This is a genomic window from Pseudonocardia sp. SID8383 (assembly GCF_009864975.1).
GTDB classification, from domain to species: Bacteria; Actinomycetota; Actinomycetes; order Mycobacteriales; family Pseudonocardiaceae; genus Pseudonocardia; species Pseudonocardia alni.
Genome location: NZ_WWFY01000630.1, coordinates 1 through 16,238, shown reverse-complemented (window position 1 = coordinate 16,238; position 16,238 = coordinate 1). Strand labels below are relative to the sequence as shown.

The 16,238-nt window shown below is 73.8% G+C and carries 16 protein-coding genes, 1 tRNA gene and 1 pseudogene; 11 read left to right on the top strand and 7 right to left on the bottom strand.

The features are described from left to right. Nucleotides 1-317 precede the first annotated feature (317 nt). Nucleotides 318-402, bottom strand: a tRNA-Leu gene (locus GTW08_RS15565). Nucleotides 403-501: 99 nt separating this feature from the next. Here GTW08_RS15565 and GTW08_RS15560 point away from each other — a divergent pair. From GTW08_RS15560 to GTW08_RS15550, 3 genes are all read left to right on the top strand, one after another. Then, nucleotides 502-1,833: a M20/M25/M40 family metallo-hydrolase gene (locus GTW08_RS15560; RefSeq protein WP_161152115.1), complete on the top strand. Its 1,332-nt coding sequence runs from the start codon at nucleotides 502-504 to the stop codon at nucleotides 1,831-1,833. Between the two features lie 75 nt (nucleotides 1,834-1,908). Continuing rightward, nucleotides 1,909-2,679 carry an SDR family oxidoreductase gene (locus tag GTW08_RS15555; protein WP_073575525.1) on the top strand — a complete coding sequence of 257 codons (771 nt, stop codon included), beginning with the start codon at nucleotides 1,909-1,911 and terminating at the stop codon, nucleotides 2,677-2,679. Between the two features lie 45 nt (nucleotides 2,680-2,724). Continuing rightward, nucleotides 2,725-3,102: a VOC family protein gene (locus GTW08_RS15550; RefSeq protein WP_073575461.1), complete on the top strand. Its 378-nt coding sequence runs from the start codon at nucleotides 2,725-2,727 to the stop codon at nucleotides 3,100-3,102. A 13-nt stretch (nucleotides 3,103-3,115) separates the two neighbouring features. Here GTW08_RS15550 and GTW08_RS32520 read toward each other — a convergent pair whose 3' ends face one another. Further along, nucleotides 3,116-3,400, bottom strand: coding sequence for a DUF5703 family protein (locus tag GTW08_RS32520; RefSeq protein ID WP_062400830.1), 285 nt, complete (start codon nucleotides 3,398-3,400; stop codon nucleotides 3,116-3,118). A 105-nt stretch (nucleotides 3,401-3,505) separates the two neighbouring features. After that, a complete protein-coding gene (locus tag GTW08_RS15540) occupies nucleotides 3,506-4,453 on the bottom strand; it encodes an aldo/keto reductase (RefSeq protein WP_073575460.1) in 948 nt (315 codons plus the stop codon). A 168-nt stretch (nucleotides 4,454-4,621) separates the two neighbouring features. On the opposite strand from GTW08_RS15540, the gene GTW08_RS15535 reads away from it, so the two are divergent. The 4 genes from GTW08_RS15535 to GTW08_RS15520 all read left to right on the top strand — a co-directional run bounded on the left by GTW08_RS15535 (nucleotide 4,622) and on the right by GTW08_RS15520 (nucleotide 7,746). Next, nucleotides 4,622-5,443 carry an undecaprenyl-diphosphate phosphatase gene (locus tag GTW08_RS15535; protein ID WP_073575459.1) on the top strand — a complete coding sequence of 274 codons (822 nt, stop codon included), beginning with the start codon at nucleotides 4,622-4,624 and terminating at the stop codon, nucleotides 5,441-5,443. A 29-nt stretch (nucleotides 5,444-5,472) separates the two neighbouring features. Further along, entirely contained in the window at nucleotides 5,473-6,180 is a 708-nt protein-coding gene (locus GTW08_RS15530) for a histidine phosphatase family protein (protein WP_073575458.1), read from the top strand. Between the two features lie 97 nt (nucleotides 6,181-6,277). Then, the gene (locus GTW08_RS15525) at nucleotides 6,278-6,862 is read left to right on the top strand and encodes a DUF3090 domain-containing protein (protein WP_073575457.1); all 585 of its coding nucleotides are present in this window, start codon (nucleotides 6,278-6,280) and stop codon (nucleotides 6,860-6,862) included. Then, the gene (locus tag GTW08_RS15520; protein WP_304580108.1) at nucleotides 6,859-7,746 is read left to right on the top strand and encodes an SCO1664 family protein; all 888 of its coding nucleotides are present in this window, start codon (nucleotides 6,859-6,861) and stop codon (nucleotides 7,744-7,746) included. Before GTW08_RS15525 ends, GTW08_RS15520 begins: the two co-directional genes overlap by 4 nt. Here GTW08_RS15520 and GTW08_RS15515 read toward each other — a convergent pair. Then, nucleotides 7,743-10,025, bottom strand: a complete 2,283-nt coding sequence (locus GTW08_RS15515; protein ID WP_337826462.1) for a UvrD-helicase domain-containing protein — start codon at nucleotides 10,023-10,025, stop codon at nucleotides 7,743-7,745. The genes GTW08_RS15520 and GTW08_RS15515 overlap by 4 nt on opposite strands. A 56-nt stretch (nucleotides 10,026-10,081) precedes the next feature. Further along, nucleotides 10,082-10,906 carry a sulfite exporter TauE/SafE family protein gene (locus GTW08_RS15510; protein WP_161152113.1) on the bottom strand — a complete coding sequence of 275 codons (825 nt, stop codon included), beginning with the start codon at nucleotides 10,904-10,906 and terminating at the stop codon, nucleotides 10,082-10,084. A gap of 77 nt (nucleotides 10,907-10,983) precedes the next feature. Here GTW08_RS15510 and GTW08_RS15505 point away from each other — a divergent pair, with 77 nt between their 5' ends. Both GTW08_RS15505 and gndA read left to right on the top strand, forming a co-directional pair. Continuing rightward, the gene (locus GTW08_RS15505) at nucleotides 10,984-11,847 is read left to right on the top strand and encodes an alpha/beta fold hydrolase (RefSeq protein WP_161152112.1); all 864 of its coding nucleotides are present in this window, start codon (nucleotides 10,984-10,986) and stop codon (nucleotides 11,845-11,847) included. A 94-nt stretch (nucleotides 11,848-11,941) separates the two neighbouring features. Beyond that, entirely contained in the window at nucleotides 11,942-13,378 is a 1,437-nt protein-coding gene (gene gndA / locus GTW08_RS15500) for an NADP-dependent phosphogluconate dehydrogenase (RefSeq protein WP_161152111.1), read from the top strand. Between the two features lie 65 nt (nucleotides 13,379-13,443). Here gndA and GTW08_RS15495 read toward each other — a convergent pair whose 3' ends face one another. Beyond that, complete coding sequence (locus tag GTW08_RS15495; protein WP_139282794.1) at nucleotides 13,444-15,177, bottom strand: MFS transporter; 1,734 nt, start codon at nucleotides 15,175-15,177, stop codon at nucleotides 13,444-13,446. 253 nt (nucleotides 15,178-15,430) lie between these two features. Between GTW08_RS15495 and GTW08_RS15490 the strand changes: the two genes are divergently transcribed. Beyond that, nucleotides 15,431-15,619, top strand: a complete 189-nt coding sequence (locus GTW08_RS15490; RefSeq protein WP_237453875.1) for a YncE family protein — start codon at nucleotides 15,431-15,433, stop codon at nucleotides 15,617-15,619. Continuing rightward, on the top strand, nucleotides 15,616-16,137 hold the full coding sequence (locus GTW08_RS15485) for a DUF2127 domain-containing protein (protein WP_073575451.1): 522 nt from the start codon (nucleotides 15,616-15,618) through the stop codon (nucleotides 16,135-16,137). Before GTW08_RS15490 ends, GTW08_RS15485 begins: the two co-directional genes overlap by 4 nt. Here the strand turns inward: GTW08_RS15485 and GTW08_RS15480 are convergent. Next, nucleotides 16,114-16,238: pseudogene (locus GTW08_RS15480) on the bottom strand (pyridine nucleotide-disulfide oxidoreductase); the annotation flags it as partial. The gene GTW08_RS15485 and the pseudogene GTW08_RS15480 sit on opposite strands and share 24 nt — an antisense overlap.

Below are 16,238 nucleotides of genomic sequence, written 5' to 3'. Positions count from 1 at the left end.
GGCGGTGGCGGTCTCGCCGTGGGCCGGCGCGGCGCTGGCCGGGCCGCTCGGGGGCTACCCGCAGTTGTTCGCGGTGCTCGCCGGGGCCGCGGCGGTGGGGGCGGTGCTGGCCGTCGGCACCCGGGTCCGTGATCCGCGCTGACCCGGTTGTGGGGCCGTGCCCGTCCCCCGGGACCTGCCGCCGGTGGTGGCGCGCCGTGTCTGTCCCGCCCGCCCGGCGACGGGCCCGGCGCGCCGATCCACCCTCACGGGTGGGCGACGGGCCCGGAACGCACGAAACCGGCCACGGAGGACCGTGACCGGTTTCGGAGGATGTGTGTCCGAGGGGGGACTTGAACCCCCACCCCCTTATACGGGGACTAGCACCTCAAGCTAGCGCGTCTGCCATTCCGCCACTCGGACGTCGCGATCTCTCGATCGCGTCGTGAGGGAAGCATAGCCGAGGCCCACGGCCGGGTTGCGGCGGGGTCGGCACGCGTCGCCGGTGGTAGAACGACGCCCATGACCGCTTCAGCGAACGACGACCCGACCAGCGCCGAGGACGAGGTCGTGCAGCTGTGTTCGGAGCTGATCCGGATCGACACGACCAACACCGCCGACCCGGAGACCCTCGTCGGTGAGGCCGAGGCGGCCGACTACGTCGCGGACAAGCTGCGCGAGGTCGGCTACGAGGTCGAGCTGGTCGAGTCCGGTATGCCCGGGCGGATGAACGTGATCGCCCGGCTCGAGGGCGCCGACCGCTCCCGCGGTGCACTGCTGATGCACGGCCACCTCGACGTCGTCCCCGCGGACGCGCGCGAGTGGTCGGTGCACCCGTTCTCCGGGGCCGTGCAGGACGGCTACGTCTGGGGCCGCGGCGCCGTCGACATGAAGGACATGGACGCGATGATGCTGGCGGTCGCCCGCCGCTTCAAGCGTGAGGGCGTCGTCCCGCCGCGGGACATCGTGTGGGCCTTCGTCGCCGACGAGGAGGCCGGCGGGAAGTGGGGCGCGCAGTGGCTGGTCGAGCACCGGCCCGATCTCTTCGAGGGGTGCACGGAGGCCGTCGGAGAGGTCGGCGGGTTCTCGCTGACCCTCGGTGAGGACCAGCGGGCGTACCTGATCGAGGCCGCGGAGAAGGGCATCGCCTGGATGCGGCTGCGGGCCAGGGGCAAGCCCGGCCACGGCTCGTTCCTGCACGACGACAACGCCGTCACCATCCTGGCCGAGGCCGTCGCCCGGCTCGGGAACCACACGTTCCCGCTCACGATCACCGACACGGTGCAGGCGTTCCTGGACCGGATGACCGAGCTGACCGGCGTCGAGTACCCGGAGGACGACCTCGAGGGCGCACTGGCCAAGCTCGGCCCGATCTCGCGGATCATCGGCGCGACCGTCCGGGACACCGCGAACCCGACGATGCTCGACGCCGGGTACAAGGCCAACGTCATCCCGTCGACGGCCGAGGCGGTCGTCGACTGCCGGGTGCTGCCGGGCCGCGAGGAGGCGTTCCTGCGCGAGGTCGACGAGCTGCTCGGCCCGGACGTCGAGCGCGAGTGGGTCACCGACCTGCCCGCCGTCGAGACGCCGTTCGAGGGTGCACTGACCGACGCGATGCAGGCCGCGCTGCGCACCGAGGACCCGACCGCCGAGATCGTCCCGTACATGCTGTCCGGGGGGACCGACGCGAAGGCGTTCTCGACGCTGGGCATGAAGTGCTACGGCTTCGCGCCGCTGCGGCTCCCCCCGGAGCTGGACTTCGCGTCGCTGTTCCACGGCATCGACGAGCGGGTGCCGGTGGACGCGCTGAGGTTCGGCACCCGGGTGCTCGACCGCTTCCTGCGCACGGTGTGACGGGGACGCCGGGCCCGGCCGGGCCCGGCACCCCGCTCCGTGACGGCACCGGCCGCCGGGTGGCAGGGTGGCGGCATGGATCTCTCGGGCAAGGTCGCCCTGGTCACCGGAGGCGCGTCGGGCATCGGCGCGGCCGCGGTCGACCGGCTGGTGGCGGCAGGTGCGCAGGTCGTGGTCGTCGACCGGGACGCCGACGGCGCCGCGGCCGTCGCGGAGAGGGCCGGTGGGCTCGCCCACGCGGCCGACGTCACCGACCCCGCGGCGATGGCCGCCGCGGTGGCCGCGGCCGAGGAGCGTTTCGGGCGGCTCGACATCGTGCTGCTCAACGCCGGCATCACGGCGGGCCAGTCCGGCGTCACCGACCTCGACCTGGACGGCTACCGGCGCATCCTCGGCGTGAACCTCGACCACGTGGTGTTCGGGCTCAACGCCGCCGTCCCGGCGCTGCGCCGCGCCGGGGGCGGGCACGTGGTGGCGACCGCATCGCTGGCCGGGCTGATCGGCCTGCCCGGCGACGCGCTCTACACCGCGACCAAGCACGCCGTCGTCGGCTACGTCCGGGCCGCGGGCCCGGCGCTGGCGGGGGAGGGCATCCGGGTCACCGCCGTGTGTCCCGGGTTCGCCGACACACCGCTGATCGGCAACGTCCGCGCCCAGTTCGGCGACTTCCCGCTGCTGGGTGCCGACGACGTCGCCGCGGCCGTCGAGCAGATCCTGGAGCGGGGCGAGCCGGGGGAGTGCTGGTACGTGCAGCCCGGCCGCGAGCCCGCGCCCTACGGCTTCCGGGGGGTGCCCAGCCCGCGCGGGGCGGGCACGCCGCCGGACGTCGGCTGGCAGGACGCCTGAGAGGGGTCTTGACCTGAACGGCGGTGCAGGTCACATCCTGGGCGCATGGCCGAGCTGAACCACACCATCGTCCACTCCCGGGACAAGCGCGCCGGGGCGGCGTACCTCGCCGAGATCCTGGGACTGCCCGAGCCGACGTCGTTCGGGCCGTTCCGGGTCGTGCGTGTCGCCAACGGCGTCGACCTGGACTTCATGGACGCCGACCCGGCGACGATCGTCCCGCAGCACTACGCGTTCCTGGTCTCCGACGACGAGTTCGACGCCGCGTTCGCCCGGATCACCGCCCGCGGCCGGCAGTACTGGGCAGACCCCGGCGGGAGCCGTCCCGGCGAGATCAACACCCACGACGGCGGCCGGGGCGTGTACTTCGACGACCCGTCCGGGCACCGCCTGGAGCTCATCACGGTGCCCTACGGCGGCTGACGGGCGGGGACCGTCAGAAGGTGGGCTCGGGCAGCAGGCCCTGCTGGGCGCCGAGCCGTCGTCGCAGCACGATCTTGCGCACGCCGCCGGGGTAGAGGCGCAGCCGGGACAGCTCCCAGCCGGAGAACTCGGCTTGGATCGCCAGCCGCACCGACGCCGTCAGCCGGGAGACGTCCCCCTCGATGCGGACCGGGCGGTACTCGTACCGGTCGTCGGTCCAGCCGTCGCCGTCCCGAGTCCCGGCCACCCGATTCCCGGCGGCGGAGTCCTCCGACCCGTTCCCAGCGCCCTCGGTCATGCGTGCCTCCCGGTCGTGCCGTGCTCGTCGGTGCCCACCGGGTGAACGGTGGGTGTCGCGTCGGGCATTCCCACTGTAAAGGGCACCCGGGCCGGCGGGGGAGGCTCAGACGGGGTCGCTCACGTCGTCGAGCGCGGTGCGGATCTCGGCGGGCAGCACGAGGTCCTCGGCTGCGAGCGAGGCCCGCAGCTGGGCCGCGTCCCGCGCCCCGACGACGGCCGAGGCCACCCCCGGGCGGTCCCGCACCCAGGTCAGCGCCACCGACAGCGGTGAGGTGCCGAGCCCGTCGGCGGCGGTGAGGACCGACTGGACGATCCGCGCCGAGTGCTCGGTGCGGCGCGCCTCCACGTACGAGGCCAGCAGCGCGCTCGCGCCCCGCGAGTCCGCCGGGGTGCCGTCGGTGTACTTGCCCGTGAGCACCCCCCGGCCCAGCGGAGCCCAGGCCAGCAGCCCGAGGCCGTGGTACCGGGCGGCGGGCAGGAGCTCGGCCTCCGGTTCCCGGGCGAGCAGCGAGTACTCCACCTGCGCCGACACCGGACGGCAGACGGCCGGGTCGGGCCCGGCGGTGGCGCCACCCGCGACGGTCGCCAGCTGCCAGCCGGCCGGGGCGACCAGCCCGGCGTAGCGTACCCGTCCGGAGTAGACGGCGACCTGCACCGCGGACAGCGTCTCGTCCAGCGGCACCCGGGGGTCCCAGCCGGGGAACTGCCACAGGTCCAGGTGCCCGGTGCCCAGCCGGCGCAGCGTGCGGTCCAGTGAGCGCAGCAGCGCGGTCCGCGAGGCCCGTTCACCCGCGTCGGGGGCGGCCGTGCCGCGTCCGGCGAGGACGACGTCGTCGCGACGCACGGTGCCCCGCAGCAGCCCGCCGAGCACCTGCTGGGCGGCGCCGCCGCCGTAGTCCTCGGCGGTCTCGACGAGGGTCCCGCCGACGTCGACGAACGCGCGCAGCTGGTCCGCGGCATCGGCGGGGGAGGTGTCCTCGCCCCAGGTCATGGTGCCCAGGCCGACCCGCGACACCTCGAGGCCGCTGCTGCCCACCGGTCTGCGTTGCACGGTCGCCGAGCCTAGGCGCGCGGGCCCGCGGGACCGGTGAGGGCGCGCAGAGTGACCCCCGTCTCGGCGAGTACGGTGACGGCCCGTGATCATCCAGGAGCCGAGCCGCCAGGACCGGACGACGCCGGACCGGGGCGCCCCGGCCCGCGGCCGCGACGGGAGCCGGTCGTGAGCTGGCTCGAGGTCGTCGTCCTCGGGATCGTCCAGGGGCTCACCGAGTTCCTCCCGGTGTCCTCCTCGGCGCACCTGCGGATCGTCTCGGCGGTCGGTTTCGGCCGGGACCCGGGGGCGGCGTTCACCGCCGTCTCCCAGCTCGGCACCGAGGCCGCGGTGATCGTCTACTTCGCCAAGGACATCTGGCACCTGTTCCTCACCTGGGTGCGCGGGTTCCGCGACGCCGAGGTCCGCGCCACCGACGACTACCGGCTGGCCTGGCTGGTCATCATCGGGTCGGTCCCGATCGCGGTGCTCGGGGTGCTGTTCAAGGACCAGATCGAGGGCGTCGCCCGGAACCTCTGGCTGGTCGCGACCACGCTGATCGTGTTCGGTGTCCTGCTCGGCCTGGCCGAGCGCTTCGGCAAGCAGGTCAAACCGGTCGAACGGATCACCGTCAAGGACGGCATCCTGCTCGGCTTCGCCCAGGCCATGGCGCTGATCCCGGGCGTCTCGCGGTCCGGTGGCACGATCACCGCCGGCCTGTTCCTGGGGCTGACCCGGCCCGCGATCGTGCGGTACTCGTTCCTGCTGGCGATCCCGTCGGTGTTCGGGGCCGGCCTGTTCACGCTGCCCGACGTGTTCGCCGGCGACGGCCCGTCCGGGGCGCAGATGCTCGTGGCGGTGGTGGTCGCGTTCGTCGTCGGCTACGCGGTGATCGCCTGGCTGCTCCGGTTCGTGCAGAACAACACCGTCTACGTGTTCGTCGCCTACCGGATCGCGCTCGGTGTCGCCCTGCTCGCCGCCCTGTCGCTCGGCGCGGTCAGCGCGTACTGACCGCCGTCACTCCCGTAGCCTCGGTCGGCGTGACGACCTTGATCCTGCTGCGGCACGGCCGGTCCACCGCGAACACCGCGGGCGTGCTGGCCGGGCGTACCCCGGGTGTGGAGCTCGACGACCGCGGCCGGGAGCAGGCGGCGGCCGTCGTCGACCGGCTCGCGGCCCTGCCGATCGCCTCGGTCGTGACCTCCCCGCTGGAGCGGTGCCGCCAGACCGTCGCGCCGCTCGCGGCGGCCCGCGGGCTGGAGCCGGTCGTCGAGGACGACCTGGCCGAGGTCGACTACGGCGCGTGGACCGGGCGGAAGATCACCGACCTGCTCAAGGAGGACCTGTGGAAGGTCGTCCAGGCACACCCGTCGGCCGCGACCTTCCCGGACGGCGAGTCCCTGGCCGGGATGCAGGCCCGCTCGGTCGCGGCGGTGCGTCGCCACGTCGCCCGGGTCCGGGCCGAGCACGGCGAGGACGCGATCGTCCTGGCCTGCAGCCACGGGGACGTGATCAAGGCGATCCTCGCCGACGCGCTGGCCAGCCACCTCGACAACTTCCAGCGGATCGTCGTCGACACCTGCTCGGTGAGCGTCGTCACCTACACCGAGCTGCGGCCGTTCGTCGCGCGGATGAACGAGCAGTCCGGCGACGTCGCGAGCCTGGTCCCCAAGCCGAAGCCCGCCGAGGGCGAGGAACAGCCGGTGAACGCCTCCGACGCCGTGGTCGGGGGTTCCACGAACGCGTGAGGCGGGGTGATCCACCTCGCATCGTCCCTGGTGGACGCACCCACAGGTGACCGCGGGGATGCCCCCGCAGCCGGATACGCCTACCCTGGGAAGGGTCATGGCACGCGTCATCCACGTCTTCCGCCGACCCGACCGCTTCGTGGCCGGGACCGTCGGCGAGCCCGGCGATCGCGCCTTCTACCTGCAGGCGATCGAGAGCAGCCGCACGATCAGTGTGCTGCTGGAGAAACAGCAGGTCTCGGTGCTGGCCGAACGCATCACGGCGCTGCTGGGCGAGGTGTCGAAGCGCTTCGGCGAGGACAACCTGCTCGGCGCGACCGTGGCCACGGGGTCCTCGGACAGCGACCCGCTCGCGGTCCCGCTGGAGGAGGAGTTCCGGGTCGGGACCATGGGCCTGGGCTGGGACGCCGACTCGAGCTCGATCGTCGTCGAGCTGCTCGCGGTCACCGAGGAGGAGATCGACGAGTCGGTCGTCCTCGACGACACCGAGGAGGGCCCGGACGCGCTGCGCGTGTTCCTGTCCCCGACGGCGGCCAAGGCCTTCGCCGAGCGCGCCGAGAAGGTCGTCGACGCGGGCCGTGCCCCGTGCCCGCTGTGCGCCGAGCCGCTCGACCCCGAGGGCCACGTCTGCGTGCGCCTCAACGGCTACCACGACCGCAACCCCGTGGCCGGGACGGAGTGACGCTCGACCTGCGCGACCCCGCGGTGTTCGAGGTCCTGCGCACCGGCCGCATGGACATCACGGGCCGGATGGTCGACGCCTCCAACGCCACCCTGTTCGGGACCGTCTCCCTCGACGGTGTCGAGCTGCGCTGCGTGTACAAGCCGGTGCGCGGGGAGCGCCCGCTGTGGGACTTCCCGGACGGCACCCTCGCCGGGCGCGAGGTCGGTGCCTTCCTCGTCTCCCAGATCTCCGGGCTCGACGTCGTCCCGCCCACGGTGCTGCGCGACCAGGCCCCGTTCGGGACCGGCATGGTGCAGGCCTGGGTCTCCTCGGGTGACGAGAGCGCCCTGTCCGAGCCGCCCGCCGACGACGCGGGCGACGAGCTGGACGGCGACATCACCGAGGAGACCGTCCAGCTCGCCACCGAGTCGCTGGTCGAGCTGTGCGAGCCGCACGAGATCCCCGGCGGCTGGCTGCCGGTGCTCCGTGCCCGGGACGGCGCGGGGGACCCGGTGGTGCTGGTCCACGCCGACCACCCTCAGCTGCGGGACATGGCGCTGTTCGACGTCGTCGTCAACAACGCCGACCGCAAGGGCGGGCACGTGATCCTCGCCGGGGACGGCGACGTCTACGGCGTGGACCACGGCCTGACCCTGCACACCGAGCCGAAGCTGCGCACCGTCCTGTGGGGCTGGGTCGGGGACGAGCTCGGCGAGGAGCACACGGCCGTCCTCAAGGAGCTGCGCGCCCGGCTGGCCGGTGAGTTCGCCGACGTCCTCGGCGAGCACGTCACCCGCCGCGAGGTCGCGGCGCTGCGCTCCCGGATCGACCACCTGCTCGCCGAGCCGCGCTTCCCCGGCCCGGACGGCTACGGCCCGGCCATCCCCTGGCCGGCGTTCTAGCCGGTCACCTCCAGGAGCCCGAGCCGCTGCGTCGCGCGGGTCATCGCGACGTAGAGGTCCGCCGGGTCGGCCGCCCGGATCCGCTCCGGGTCGACGATCACGACGGCGTCGAACTCCAGGCCCTTCGACGACACCGGGGTGTGCACCGGCACGCCGGGGGCCCCCAGGTCGGTGCCGGGCGGGGCGATGACGGTGACCGTCCCGTCGGCGGTGCGGGCCCGCTCGTCGTCGACGGCGGCGCGGACCGCGGCGCCGAGCTCCCCGGCCGGGACCGTGCGCGTCCACGGCTGCTCACCGGTGCTGCGCACCGACTCCGGCGGGCGACGGTCCGGGGCGTAGGTCGCCAGCACCCGCGCGGCGGCGTCCATGATCTCCGACGGCGTCCGGTAGTTCACCGTCAGCGTGCGGTGCGTCCAGCGTCCGGCCAGGTGCGGGGCGAGCACGTCGGCCCAGGCCCGGGCGCCGGCCGGGGCGCTGCGCTGGGCGAGGTCGCCGACCGCGGTGATCGACCGCGCCGGGCAGCGCCGCAGCAGCACGTGCCAGTCCATCGCGGACAGCTCCTGCGCCTCGTCGACGACGAGGTGCCCGTAGCGCCAGTCCCGGTCCGACGCCGCGCGCTCGGCCACGGTCAGCGGCACCCCGGCGACGTGCCGCTGCGCGAGCATGTCCGCGGTCACGAAGTCGGTGGGCCGCAGCTCGTCCGGGTCCTCCCCGGCGAGCGACCGGTCCGCGGACTCCAGCACGGTCAGCACCTCGGCGGCGTAGGCGCCGTCCGGCTCCGGTGCCGTGGCGGGTGTCCCGTCGGGGACCGGGCCGAGTAGCTCGGCGAGCTCGTCGAGCAGGGGCGCGTCGGCCACGGTCCACGGCGTGCCCGGTTCCCGCCGCAGCGACTCCGGAGCACCCGCGGCGGCCAGCCGGTCCGGGTCGGCGTACAGCTCGGCCAGGGCCCGCTGCGGGGTCAGCACCGGCCACAGCTGCTCGACGGCCGCGTGGAACCGGGGGTCGGTGCGCAACGCGTCGCGCAGCTCGGCCCGCATCTCGGCCGACACCTCGGCCGCCCCGGCGGGCTCGATCTCCGGGATGTCCAGCTCCGCCAGCAGCTCCGCGAGCTCCGGCGGGTCCTCCAGACCGACCTCGAGCCGCTCCAGACCCTGGTCGACGAGCAGCCGCCCGAGGGTGTCGCGGAACGTGGCGCGGGCGATGTTGTGCGGCTGCCCGGTGGCACGGGCCCGGCGGCGCGCCTCGGCGGCCGGCGCCGTGCTGATCTCGACGGTGACGTCGTCCATCTCGATCGCGACCGGTGCCTCGGGCAGCTCCTGGCGGTCGTCGACGGCGCGGCGCAGCACGTCGACCATCGCGAGGTCGCCCTTGAGCCGGGCCGTCCCCGGCGGGTCGGTCGCCTCCGCCACGACGCCGTGCGCGAGGCGTCCGGGGGTGGTGAACACGACCGCGGACTCGCCGAGCGCGGGCAGTACCCCGCCGACGTAGTGCACGAACCCCGCACTCGGCCCGACGACGAGCACGCCGCTGCGGGCGAGCCGGTCGCGGTGGGTGTAGAGCAGGTACGCGATCCGGTGCAGCGCGACGGCGGTCTTGCCCGTCCCGGGGCCGCCCTCGATCACGACGGTGCCCGACAGCGGCAGACGGATGATCTCGTCCTGCTCGGACTGGATGGTGGTGACGATGTCGCGCATGCGGGTCCCGCGCGGCGCGGTGAGGGCGGCGAGGAGCGCGGGGTCCGACGCCGACACGGTCCCGGTGCCGGGCCCGTCGCCGTCGAGGAGGTCGTCGTGGAAGCCGGCGACCCGCTCGTGCGGCGCGGTGCCGGCGACGGTGTAGTGCCGGCGCCGGGTCACACCGAGCGGGGTGACCGGGGTGGCGCAGTAGAAGGGCTGCGCGGCCGGCGCCCGCCAGTCGACCAGCGCGCTCTCGCCGTCGGCCGGGTCGGTCAGCCCGATCCGGCCGACCCGGGTCGGGGCGGCCCCGTCGACGTGGTCGAGACGCCCGAAGCACAGTCCCGCGCGGGCCGCGGTGAGCGTGCGCACCCGCTCCGAGGCGCGGTGCACCGACACGTCGCGTTCCCAGCGGGCGCTGAGCTGCTCCCCGGCACGCTCGGCGGCGGCGCCCCGGGCCTGCGCGCCCGCGGCGGCGAGCTCGTCGTCGAGCAGGGCGTGCAGCCCGCGGAGGTGCCGGGTCTCGCGGGTCAGCTCCGCCTCGTAGGCGGAAGCGGAGGTCGCCGGGGTCTTGCCATCCGTGTTATACTTAGGGTGCTGGTCCACGTTCTCGTGTTCTGAGCGCACCCTGAAGGGTAGCGCGTTCCGGGTCGTCTGCGCACTCATTCCCGTCGTCGGCGGACCAGTCCGACGGTCTCGCGCGCCGCCATCGCGGTCGCGAACGTGCCGAACACCAGCCCCAGCACGACCGCGTCGAGCGCCAGGCCGAGGACCGCGCCCGCCACCGTGCCCGGCGCGGCGGTCACCGCCAGTACCGTGCCCCACCTCCCGGACGCGGTGCCCTGACGCAGGTGCACGACCGTCCCGACGATCGAGTTCGGGATGAACATCAGCAGCGAGGTCCCGGCCGCGACGTGCAGGTCCGTGCCGAACAGCAGCACCATCGCCGGCACCGCGAGCAGCCCGCCGCCGAGTCCCATCGCACCCGCCCAGGCGCCGATGACCAGGCCGACCACCGTCGCCGTCGGATACAGGAACCAGGGATCGGCGACCAGCGACGCCGGCACCACCGCCCCGCCGAGCAGCGGCACGCCCAGCGCGTCGACGAGCAGCTTCGCCGCCGTCAGCACCAGCACGGCCACCAGCAGGACCCGCAGCAGCGTCTCCGACGCGCGCGCCAGCAGCTTCGGGCCGATCCACCCGCCGACCGTGCCACCGACGATCAGCCCGGCGCCGGTCCGCAGGTCCAGCGACCCGCCGCCGAGCGCGTAGGCGGCCGCACCGGCGACGCAGACCCCGATGTTCGCGATCGTCGACGAGCCGTGGATCCGGGTCCGCGACATCGCGGTGAACCGGTCGAGCGCGGGCACGAACAGCACTCCGCTGCCGCCGCCGATCAGCCCGCCGACGACGCCGCCGACCAGGCCGATCACGCCCACCGGCACGGCCCGGCCGTCCCGGTCCGTGTCGGGGGAGAGGCGGACCATCGGGCCAGTGTCACCCCACCGGCGGTCCCGCCGTGCGCGGCGTCCCAGCGGGCGGGAACCGGGGATACGGTCGGCCCATGACGCTCCCGGCCCCGCAGCGGATCACCGTCCCCGGCACGACCCTGCCCGAGATCACCCTGTCCGTGCACGACACCGGCGGCGACGGCAGCCCCGTCCTGCTGCTGCACGGCTGGCCGGACCGGGCCGCCCTGTGGACCCACCAGGCCGCCGCGGTCGCCGGGGCCGGGTACCGGGTCGTCGTCCCGGACCTGCGCGGCTTCGGGGACTCCGACCGGCCGGCCGAGGTCGAGCACTACCGGATGCGGGCCCTGGCCGCCGACGTCCTCGGCGTCGCGGACGCGCTCGGCATCGACCGGTTCGCCCTCGCCGGGCACGACTGGGGCGCCTCCCTCGGCTGGGCCCTCACCCTCGCCTCGCCGCGGGTGACCCGCTACGCCGCGTTCTCCGTCGGGCATCCCGCCGCGTTCGCCACCGCGGGGTTCCGGCAGAAGGCGATGTCCTGGTACATGCTCTGGTTCCAGTTCCCCGGCGTCGCCGAGCAGGTGATGCCGGCCGACGACTGGCAGTTCCTGCGCGGCTGGCTGCACGCGACGCTGCCCGAGGGGCACCCGATGGCCGCCCGCCAGCTCGCCGACCTGTCCCGGCCGGGCGCCCTGACGGCGTCGCTGAACTGGTACCGCGCCAACATCGACCCGGCGACGTTCGTGCCCACCACGATCCCGCAGCCCCCGCGGATCACGGTGCCGACGATGGGGGTGTGGAGCGACGGCGACCTCGCGCTCACCGAGGGGCAGATGCGGGGCTCCTCGGCGTACGTCGACGACTTCCGCTTCGAGCGCGTCGAGGGCTGCGGGCACTGGATCCCGGAGGAGGCGCCGGAGACCGCGAGCGCCCTGCTCGCCGACTTCCTCGCGGGGTGACCGAGGGGACACGCGCTCCTCGCTGCGCCGCCGGGGGCCGCGGGCCAGGATGGGTCGGGTACAGCGGCGTCCGAACGACACGGAGGAAGCACTGATGGCGGAGAAGAGCCGGATCGGGGTCACCGGGCTGGCGGTGATGGGGGCGAACCTCGCCCGCAACATGGCCCGCCGTGGCTTCCCGGTGGCGGTGCACAACCGCACCACCTCGAAGACGACCGAGTTCATGAAGGACTACGGCGACGAGGGTGCCTTCACCGGCACCGAGTCGCTGCAGGAGTTCGTCGACGCGCTGGAGACCCCGCGCAAGATCGTCGTCATGGTGAAGGCGGGCAAGCCGGTCGACGCCGTCATCGACGAGCTGGCCCCGCTGCTCGACAGCGGCGACATCATCATCGACGCCGGCAACTCGCACTTCCCCGACACCGACCGCCGTGCCGCGTACTGCTCCGAGCGCGGGCTGCGCTTCATGGGCATCGGCGTGTCCGGCGGCGAGGAGGGCGCCCTCAACGGGCCGAGCATCATGCCCGGCGGCCCGCAGGAGGCCTACGGCGAGGTCGAGGAGATCCTCACCGCGATCGCCGCGAACGTCGACGGCACCCCGTGCTGCACCCACGTCGGCCCCGGCGGCGCCGGGCACTACGTGAAGATGGTGCACAACGGCATCGAGTACGCCGACATCCAGCTCATCGCCGAGGCCTACGACCTGCTCACGCACGTCGCCGGGCTGTCCGCGCCGGAGATCGGGAAGATCTTCGAGGAGTGGAACTCGGGCGACCTCGAGTCCTTCCTCATCGAGATCACCGGCATCGTGCTGGCCAAGACCGATGAGAAGACCGGGAAGCCGCTCGTCGACGTGATCGTCGACCAGGCCGAGCAGAAGGGCACCGGCCGCTGGACGGCCATCGACGCGCTCGACCTCGGCGTCCCGTTGACCGGCATCACCGAGGCCGTGTTCGCCCGCACGCTGTCCAACCTGCGCGACGAGCGCCGGGAGGCCTCGACGACTCTGGGCGGCCCGACCCCGGGCTCGGGGAAGAACCGCGACGAGCTCGTCGAGGACATCCGCCAGGCGCTCTACGCGTCCAAGGTCGTCGCCTACGCCCAGGGCTTCGCGCAGATGCGCGCCGCCTCGCAGGCCAACGACTGGGGCCTCGACCTCGGCGCGATGGCCCGGATCTGGCGCGGCGGCTGCATCATCCGCGCCCAGTTCCTCAACCGGATCACCGAGGCCTACGAGTCCCACCCGGACCTGGACAACCTGCTGATGGTCCCGTACTTCACCGAGGCCGTTGCGAACGCACAGGACGCGTGGCGCCGGGTCGTGGTGACCGCGACCGAGCAGGGCGTGGCGATCCCCGCGTTCTCCTCCAGCCTGTCCTACTACGACGGCTACCGTCGCGAGCGCGGCCCGGCCAACCTCATCCAGGGGCTGCGCGACTACTTCGGCGCGCACACCTACGCGCGCACCGACGCCGACGGCAAGTTCCACACCCGCTGGAGCCAGGACGGCAGCGAGGTCGCCGCGGACTGACCCCCGCGCCGTGACACCCCGGCCCCGGCACCGCCGGGCCGGGGTCGCGGTGTGCCGGGCGGGCCTCAGCCGCGGGTCGCCGCCGGCCGCGCCGCGCCGGTCGCGTCGCCGTCGGTCACCACGGGCCCGTCGACGTGGTGGTACTTCCCGCCGCGCAGTGCGCTCGCCACCGCGGCGACCAGGCAGGCGACGGCGGCGAACCCGAGCGCGAAGGTCAGCCCGTCGGCGAACGGGCCGGAGATCAGCTGCGGGAAGAACTCCCGCCCGGTCAGGTACGCCGACTGTGCGGGCGCCAGCGTGCCGAGGACCTGCGGGCCGAGCAGCGTCGCGATCGGGTTGTAGCCCAGCAGCGCCGCGAACAGGATCCCGACCGGCGGCAGCGCCGCGACCCGGTCCGCCGCGAGCTCCGGCACACCCTGTGCCACGAGCCCGTCGTGCAGCGACGTGGGCAGCGTCGTCGACAGGCCCGCGATGAGCAGCGAGAAGAACACCCCGATCGACAGCACCGTCGCCGCGTTCTGGAACGTCGAGGTCATGCCGGCCCCGGCGCCACGCTGGTGCGCGGGCAGCGAGTTCATGATCGCCGCCCGGTTCGGGGAGCTGAACAGACCCATCGCCAGGCCGTTGAGTGCCAGCAGCAGCGCGAACGCCCGGTAGTCGAAGTCCACCGGCAGCGCCAGCAGCGCGAGGAACGTCGCGGCCGCACCGAGCATCCCGACCGTGGCGAAGGCGCGGGCGCCGTAGCGGTCGGACAGGATGCCCGACACCGGTCCGGCGACGAGGAACCCGATCGTCAGCGGGACCATGTAGATGCCCGCCCACAGTGGTGTCGTCTCGAACGGGAAGCCGTGCTCGGGCAGCCAGATGCCCTGCAGCCAGATGATCAGGATGAACTGCAGCCCGCCGCGGCCGAGCGCGGCCAGCAGGCTCGCGATGTTGCCCGCGGTGAACGCACGGATCGAGAACAGCGAGACGTGGAACATCGGCTCGGGCACCCGGCGCTCGATCCAGGTGAACAGCGCCAGCACCGCGATCCCGCCGAGGATCAGGCCGAGGACGAGCGGGCTGGTCCAGCTCATGACGTCGTCGCCGTAGGGCTGGATGCCGTAGGTGATGCCCATCAGGACGGCGACGAGCCCGACCGCGAACGTCAGGTTGCCCCACCAGTCGATCCGCGCCGCGCGGCGGGCGCCGGTGTCGCGGAGCCGGGCGTAGGCCCAGATCGTGCCGAACACCCCGACCGGGACCGACACCAGGAACACCAGGTGCCAGTTCACCGGGGCGAGCACCCCGCCGACGACCAGTCCGAGGAACGAGCCGGCGATCGCCGCGACGGAGTTGATCCCGAGCGCGAGCCCGCGCTGGTGGACTCCGAACGCGTCGGTGAGGATCGCGGTCGAGTTGGCGAGCAGCAGCGCCCCGCCGACACCCTGCAGCACCCGCATCGTGATCAGCCAGACCGCGCCGGCGTCGCCCTGCATCCAGGTGGCGGCCAGCAGCACCGAGAACACCGTGAAGACGGCGAAGCCCAGGTTGTACATGCGGGTACGGCCGTACATGTCGCCGAGCCGGCCGAAGCTGACCACCAGCACCGCCGTGACGACGAGGTACCCCATGATCAGCCACAGCAGGTAGTCGATGTTGTCCGGCGCCAGCGGGTCGATCCCGATGCCGCGGAAGATGTCCGGCAGCGCGATCAGCAGGATCGACATGTTGATCGTCACGATCAGCACGCCCATCGTGGTGTTCGACAGTGCGACCCACTTGTACCGGTCGGCCGGTCCCGATTTGTTGAGCATCGCTAATAACTGTAGCGCCCCGGCGCGTGTTCGCGCCACGGTCTCGCCCGGCTCGTCCGGTCCGTCCCGATCCTCCCTCGGGTCACCGAATTCGCAGGTCGGGCAGGGTCTACAGTCCGCGGCGTGGGGTCGCGAGGGGTGGAGCCGTCCGCCGGGACGTCCCGGGCGCGAGGTGCTGCGCGCGGCGGCCGCCGCAGCCCTGCTCGCGGTGACGGAGGCGCTCCGGCGGATCCCCGGGAAGGTGGGTCCCGACATGGGTAACGTCTCGGCCGACGGCCGGACCCTGTGGCCGTCCGGGCGCTACGACCGGGAGGTGTACGTGCTCTCCGCCGACGACGGCCATCCGATCCGGCGGATCCCGGTCGGTGACGGCCCGCGCGGGCTGTGCATGTGGCCGCAGCCCGGCCGCTACCCCCTCGGCCACACCGGGATCACCCGGTGACCGCCGGACCGACGGCGACGACGACCTCGGCCCGCCGGACCGAGCAGCTGTTCCGCGTCGCCCTGGTCGTGAAGGGCATCGACGGGGCGGCGGAGCTGCTGGGCGCCGTCGCGCTGGTACTGGTGTCGGGGGACTGGCTGCACCGGGTCGTCGCGCAGATCCTCGCCCGCGACCTGATCGGTCCGCCGGACGGCACCCTGGCCCGGCACCTGACCGAGGGCGTCGACCGCTTCGCCGGCGGGGACCGCACCTTCGTCATCGTCTACCTCGGGCTGCACGGCGTGCTCAAGCTCGGCCTGGTCGCGGCGCTGCTGACCCGCTGGCGCCCCGCCTACCCGCCCGCGGTGGTGATCCTGGCGATGTTCGTCGTGTACGAGCTGGTCCACGCCTGGCACACGCACTCCGTCGTGCTGCCGTTCCTCGCCGCGCTCGACATCGCGATCATCGTGATGGTGATCCGGGAGTACCGGCTGCTCGGCCGGGAGGCCGCCGACTCAGGCGCCGGCCGCGACCGGTAGCCGCTCCAGGACCGCGCGCGCCGCGGCGCGACCGGCCCGGTCGGCGCCGATCGTGCTCGCCGACGGGCCGTAGCCGACCAGGTGCACCCGCGGGTCGGCGA